The 5,418-nt window shown below is 65.9% G+C and carries 5 protein-coding genes; 4 read left to right on the forward strand and 1 reads right to left on the reverse strand.

Annotated elements, in window-relative coordinates; translation table 11 throughout:
• The 3 genes from minC to minE form a co-directional block, all read left to right on the forward strand.
• Positions 1-451 (forward strand): septum site-determining protein MinC (gene minC / locus HUK84_RS09635; protein ID WP_176640097.1); only part of this gene is annotated, 451 nt, incomplete at its 5' end.
• Between the two features lie 143 nt (positions 452-594).
• The gene (minD, locus tag HUK84_RS09640) at positions 595-1,410 is read left to right on the forward strand and encodes a septum site-determining protein MinD (RefSeq protein ID WP_176640098.1); all 816 of its coding nucleotides are present in this window, start codon (positions 595-597) and stop codon (positions 1,408-1,410) included.
• On the forward strand, positions 1,407-1,724 hold the full coding sequence (gene minE / locus HUK84_RS09645; protein ID WP_176640099.1) for a cell division topological specificity factor MinE: 318 nt from the start codon (positions 1,407-1,409) through the stop codon (positions 1,722-1,724). The genes minD and minE overlap by 4 nt, the downstream gene beginning before the upstream one ends.
• 229 nt (positions 1,725-1,953) lie before the next feature.
• On the opposite strand, the gene HUK84_RS09650 is transcribed toward minE, so the two are convergent.
• Entirely contained in the window at positions 1,954-3,810 is a 1,857-nt protein-coding gene (locus tag HUK84_RS09650; protein ID WP_176640100.1) for an ABC transporter ATP-binding protein, read from the reverse strand.
• Positions 3,811-4,192: 382 nt separating this feature from the next.
• On the opposite strand from HUK84_RS09650, the gene HUK84_RS09655 reads away from it, so the two are divergent.
• Positions 4,193-5,239 (forward strand): glycosyltransferase family 4 protein, encoded by a 1,047-nt coding sequence (locus HUK84_RS09655; RefSeq protein WP_176640101.1) that lies wholly within the window; start codon positions 4,193-4,195, stop codon positions 5,237-5,239.
• Positions 5,240-5,418: the final 179 nt, after the last annotated feature.

The raw sequence follows: 5,418 nt of genomic DNA on the forward strand, positions 1-5,418 counted from the left end.
GGCGCTGGCCGGATGGGACTGGCCGGACGGATTCGCGGGCGGACGGGCCTCGGGCCCGGTCGACCTGCCGGACGAGGACGAATCGCCCGTCCCCGCATCCCAGAGCGCCGCGTCGCAGCCCGGCGCGTCGCTGATCGTCGAGGGACCGATCCGGTCGGGACAGGCGATCCTGCATCCTGACGGGGATGTGATCATCGTCGGATCGGTGGCATCGGGCGCCGAAATCTCCGCCGGCGGATCGGTGCATGTCTATGGCACGCTGCGCGGGCGGGTCATCGCCGGCATGGGCGGACAGGACGGCGCGCGGATCTTCGCACAGGCGATGAAGGCCGAATTGCTGGCGATCGACGGCTATTACATGATCGCCGAGGACATCGACGCGGCCCTGCACGGCAAGCCGGCCCAGGCGCTGCTGCAGGACGACACCATCGTGGTGCGCAAGCTGGACTAGGCCCCGGCCGGGCTCGACCGGCCCCCGACCAGCCCTCGACCGGCCTCGGGGCCGCTTTCCCGTTGCGATTGCCACATATCCGCCATTAGACTCACGCAATTACGGCGCCGCAGAACGGCGAATCGAGACAAGGGAATATGCGTATGGCCAAGGTGCTGGTTGTCACATCCGGAAAGGGCGGAGTCGGCAAGACGACCTCGACCGCCGCCCTCGGCGCGGCACTGGCCCAGACGGGGAAGAATGTCGTCGTCGTCGATTTCGACGTCGGCCTGCGGAACCTGGACCTTGTCATGGGCGCCGAACGGCGCGTGGTCTTCGACCTGATCAATGTCGTGCAGGGCGACGCCAAGCTGGCGCAGGCGCTGATCCGCGACAAGCGGGTCGAAACCCTGTCGATCCTGCCGGCATCGCAGACCCGCGACAAGGACGCGCTGACCCCCGAGGGCGTGGCCCGGGTGATCGGGGAACTGCGCGAGAAATTCGACTGGGTGATCTGCGACAGCCCCGCCGGGATCGAACGCGGCGCCCAGCTCGCGATGCACCACGCCGACCAGGCGATCGTGGTGACCAATCCCGAAGTCTCGTCGGTGCGCGACAGTGACCGCATCATCGGCATGCTGGACAGCACCACCGAACGCGCGAAAAAGGGCGAGAAGATCGACAAGCATCTGCTTCTCACCCGCTACGACCCGGCCCGCGCGGCGCGCGGCGAGATGCTGCGCACCGACGACGTGCTGGAAATCCTGTCGATCCCGCTGCTCGGCATCGTCCCGGAAAGCGAGGAAGTGCTGCGGGCGTCGAACCTCGGCACCCCCGTCACGTTGTCCAATCCGACCAGCGCCCCGGCCCGTGCCTATTTCGAGGCGATCCGCCGCCTGGAGGGCGAGAAGCTGGACGTCAGCGTGCCGACCGAGCGCAAGGGCCTGTTCGACTGGCTGTTCAAGCGGAGCGTGGCATGAGCTTTCTGGCAAACCTGTTCGGACGCAAATCCTCGGCCCCGATCGCCCGCGACCGCCTGCAGATCCTCCTCGCCCACGAACGGGTGGCCGGCGAAGGCCAGTCCGAGCTGATCGCGAAGCTGCAGGAGGAAATCCTCGAGGTCATCAAGCGGCACCTCGCCATCGACCAGGACAAGGTCCAGATCAAGATGGACCGCGGCACCGGCGTGTCGATGCTGGAAATCGACATCGAAGTGCCCGAGATGAAGGCGCTCGAAGCAAAAGCCTCCGACGCGACGGACAAGGTCGAACAGCCCGAGCCCTCCTCGGCCTGACCCCGCCCACCGATCGCCGCCAGCGCACAACCCCGGACAGAATCTCTCAGATCTTTATATCTCTCAGATCCTGTCCGGACAGGTGGGCTGCGAGCGAGAATGCCGCGCAGCGGCACGGAAGGCGTGCGTTTCCGAGCATCGCAGCGCAGCGGCCTGGATGGCCGTGAGCAGCGAAGCGCAGGAAACGCGCGTCGGATCGCCACCAGCGCGCATTTACGGACAGGATCTCTCAGAATGCGCCTTCGATCGACATGGCCTGCCGCTCCAGGAATTCGCGATACGGGCCCGCGGTGCGCTCCAGCAGCCCGACCGGACCATCCTGGACGATCCGCCCGTGATCCATGACCACGATCCGGTCGAAATCGCGCAGGGTCGACAGCCGATGCGCCACGGCAATCACGGTCCGCCCGATTTTCAACCGGTCCAACGCCGCCTGCACATGCTGCTCGCTCTCGCTGTCCAGCGCGCTGGTGGCCTCGTCCAGGATCAGGATCGGCGCATTGCGCAGGAACGCCCGGGCAATGGCGATCCGCTGGCGCTGGCCGCCGGACAGCTTCACCCCGCGGTCGCCGACCTCGGTCTCGAACCCCTCGGGCATCGCCTCGATGAAGTCGCGGCAACCGGCGGCGGCGGCGGCGGCCAGCACTTCCTCGTCCGTCGCGTCGGGCTTGCCGTAGCGGATATTTTCCAGCACCGACCGGCGCAGCATCGACACGTCCTGCGGCACGACCGACATGCAGGCGCGCAGGCTTTCTTCGTCCAGGTCGCGGATATCGATGCCGTCGATCTCGATCTCCCCGCCCTGCACGTAGCGCAGGCGCTGGATCAGGGCCAGGATCGTGCTCTTGCCCGATCCCGAACGCCCCACCAGCCCGACCCGCGACCCGGCCGCGATCGTCAGGTTGAAATGCGACAGCACCGGCTGGCCGCCGGGATAGGCGAAGGTGACGTCGCGGAACACCACCTCGCCCCGCGACGATTCGGCAAAGCCGCGCGCCTCGGGGGAATCGACCATCTCATGCCGGACCAGGATGGCGGCCAGCGCCTCGTCCAGCCGCGAGATATGCTGGATGGTCTCGACCAGGGCCACGGCCAGGTCCCGCGTGCCGTGCAGGATCATGAAGCCCAGATTCGTCACCATGACCACGTCGCCGATGCTGGCCTGCCCCAGATGCCACAGCATGACCACCCATCCCAGCAGCCCGGCGGTCAGCACCGCGGTCAGCACCGCATGGAGCAGGCGCAGCTTCTCCAGGTACCGCAGCGAACGGCCGCGGGCGGTCATCTCCTGCCGCATCGTCCGGCCCAGGCGCAGGCGCTCGTACTGTGCCATGCCGAACGACCGCACCAGCGAGACATTGTTGATGACGTCCAGCATTTCGCCATCCACCCGCGCCGCTTCCGACGCGAAATGCTGGTGCAGCCCGCGCCCCCCCGCCGCCATGCGGAACATCAGATAGCAAAGCCCGGCGGACAGGGCGACGATCACGCCGGCCATCAGCGGGCTGACGGTCAGCAGCAGGCCGATCGACAGCGCGACGTTCAGGCAGGGCGGCAGCACGTTCCACGCCGCCAGGTTTTCCAGCGTGAACAGCGACACCGCCGAGGTCGAGATGCGCGTCGCCATCGCGCCGGGCATCCGCTCGGCGAAGAAGGCCGCGGAATGGCCGGTCAGGTAGCGGAACAGGTCGCGCCGCACGTCGCCGGTGATGGCCACGAACGCATGGGTGGCGAACCAGCCCGCCACCCGCCAGGACAGGTTGTCGGCGGCGATCACCACCACCAGGAAGGCGACCGCCCGCCAGATCGGCCCCATGTCGTGGGCGCCGTGCGCCGTCATGGTGTCGATCAGGAACCGCGTGGCATAGGTCGCGCCGACCGTGCAGCCGACCGCCACCGCGACCGAGAGGAAAATCACGACATGCTGAAGCGCGTGGCGCCGCACATAGCGAAAGATAAAAGGCAGCGGCCGGCCCAGATAGCGGACCAACTGGTCGTCTGTGATGGTGGTATCTGTGATGGTGGTATCGGTGTCACGCGCCAAAATCGGCTGCCCTCTCGATTGCGGCCGGATCGGCCGGACCATGGTGCGGGAAGACTTACATACTGAAATCGCTGATACTTATATCTATCCGGATCGCCGGGAAGAAAGATAGGCTTCCTCTCCCCCGGTTTATAAGGGCCCTCTGACGTCCTCTGACGTCCCGGATCTGAAATCCATTGGATTTCAGATTGATAGTGGGCACAGGTTAAATCAACAACTTCGTGCCCGGGGCGGAGGCGGGACACGAATGCGCGGGCGGCGCGATGGACGGAATAACGGACGAAACGCGTTTCCCTCGCGGTCGTTTTACCGGCCGCTGGACAGGATCGCGGCCTGATGCCATCGATTTGCCGTTTCCCGGCGGAACGGTAGCATCCCCTGTCCCCTCCTGCGCTCTCATGCGGAAGAAAGAAGTGAACTGCCCATGCGTATCGCCCAGGTCGCGCCCCTTCACGAAGCGGTCCCCCCCAAGCTCTATGGCGGGACCGAGCGCGTCGTCTCCTTCCTGACGGAAGAACTCACCGCGATGGGCCATGACGTCACCCTGTTCGCCAGCGGCGACAGCGTGACGTCCGCCCGCCTGAATGCCTGCTGGCCGCAGGCGTTGCGCCTCGATCCGGCGATTCGCGACCCGATCGCGCCGCACATGCTGATGATGGAGCTGGTCGCCCGCGCGGCGGATCAGTTCGATATCCTGCATTTCCATATGGATTACTGGCCCTTCACCCATTTCAGCCGGCAGGCGACGCCGATGCTGACCACCATGCACGGCCGGCTGGACTTGATGGAGCTGCAGCCGATCTTCAACGCCTTCCCCAAGGTGCCGATCGTCTCGATCTCCGACAATCAGCGCACCCCCCTGCCCCAGGCCCATTACGTGCGCACCGTCCTGCACGGCCTGCCCGAAAAGCTGCTGACGCCGCAGCCCGGTCCGCGCGATTATTTCGCCTTCCTGGGCAGGATCTGCCCGGAAAAAGGCGTAGACAAGGCAATCCGCATCGCCCGCGCGCTGAACGTGCCGCTGAAGATCGCCGCCAAGATCGACAAGGTCGACGCCGACTATTTCGACCGCGAGATCGCCCCGATGCTGGGCGCCGGCGTGGAACTGATCGGCGAGATCAACGACCGGCAGAAGCCGGCCTTCCTGTCCGGGGCCAAGGCGCTGCTGATGCCGATCGACTGGCCCGAACCGTTCGGCCTGGTGATGATCGAGGCGATGGCCTGCGGCACGCCCGTCGTGGCCTTTCGCCGCGGTTCGGTGCCCGAAGTGCTGGAAGACGGGCTGACCGGCCTGATCGTCGATGACGAGCATGAGGCGATCGCCGCCTGCGCGCGCCTGCCCGAACTGAACAGCACCGCCATCCGCCGACGGTTCGAAGAACGTTTCACCGCCCGCCGCATGGCCCAGGATTATCTCGAACTCTATAACGAGTTAATCGACGGTAGAGTCCTGCCCGAGAAATTCTTATGAGAATTTCTCGGATCAGCAGGCCACCAAGATATTGATTTTATTGTTATATTCCGAATTTCGCTTGCGAATTTCGGAATATAACACGGGCACTCGGCCTGACGCCGCCGGGGCACGCCGGCCTCGGCCGGCGCGCCTCTCCCCCGTCTTCTCCCCGACCGGTCAAGCCGGCCGCCACGCGG

The sequence above is a fragment of the Nguyenibacter vanlangensis genome (genome assembly GCF_013376155.1).
GTDB lineage: Bacteria > Pseudomonadota > Alphaproteobacteria > Acetobacterales > Acetobacteraceae > Gluconacetobacter > Gluconacetobacter vanlangensis.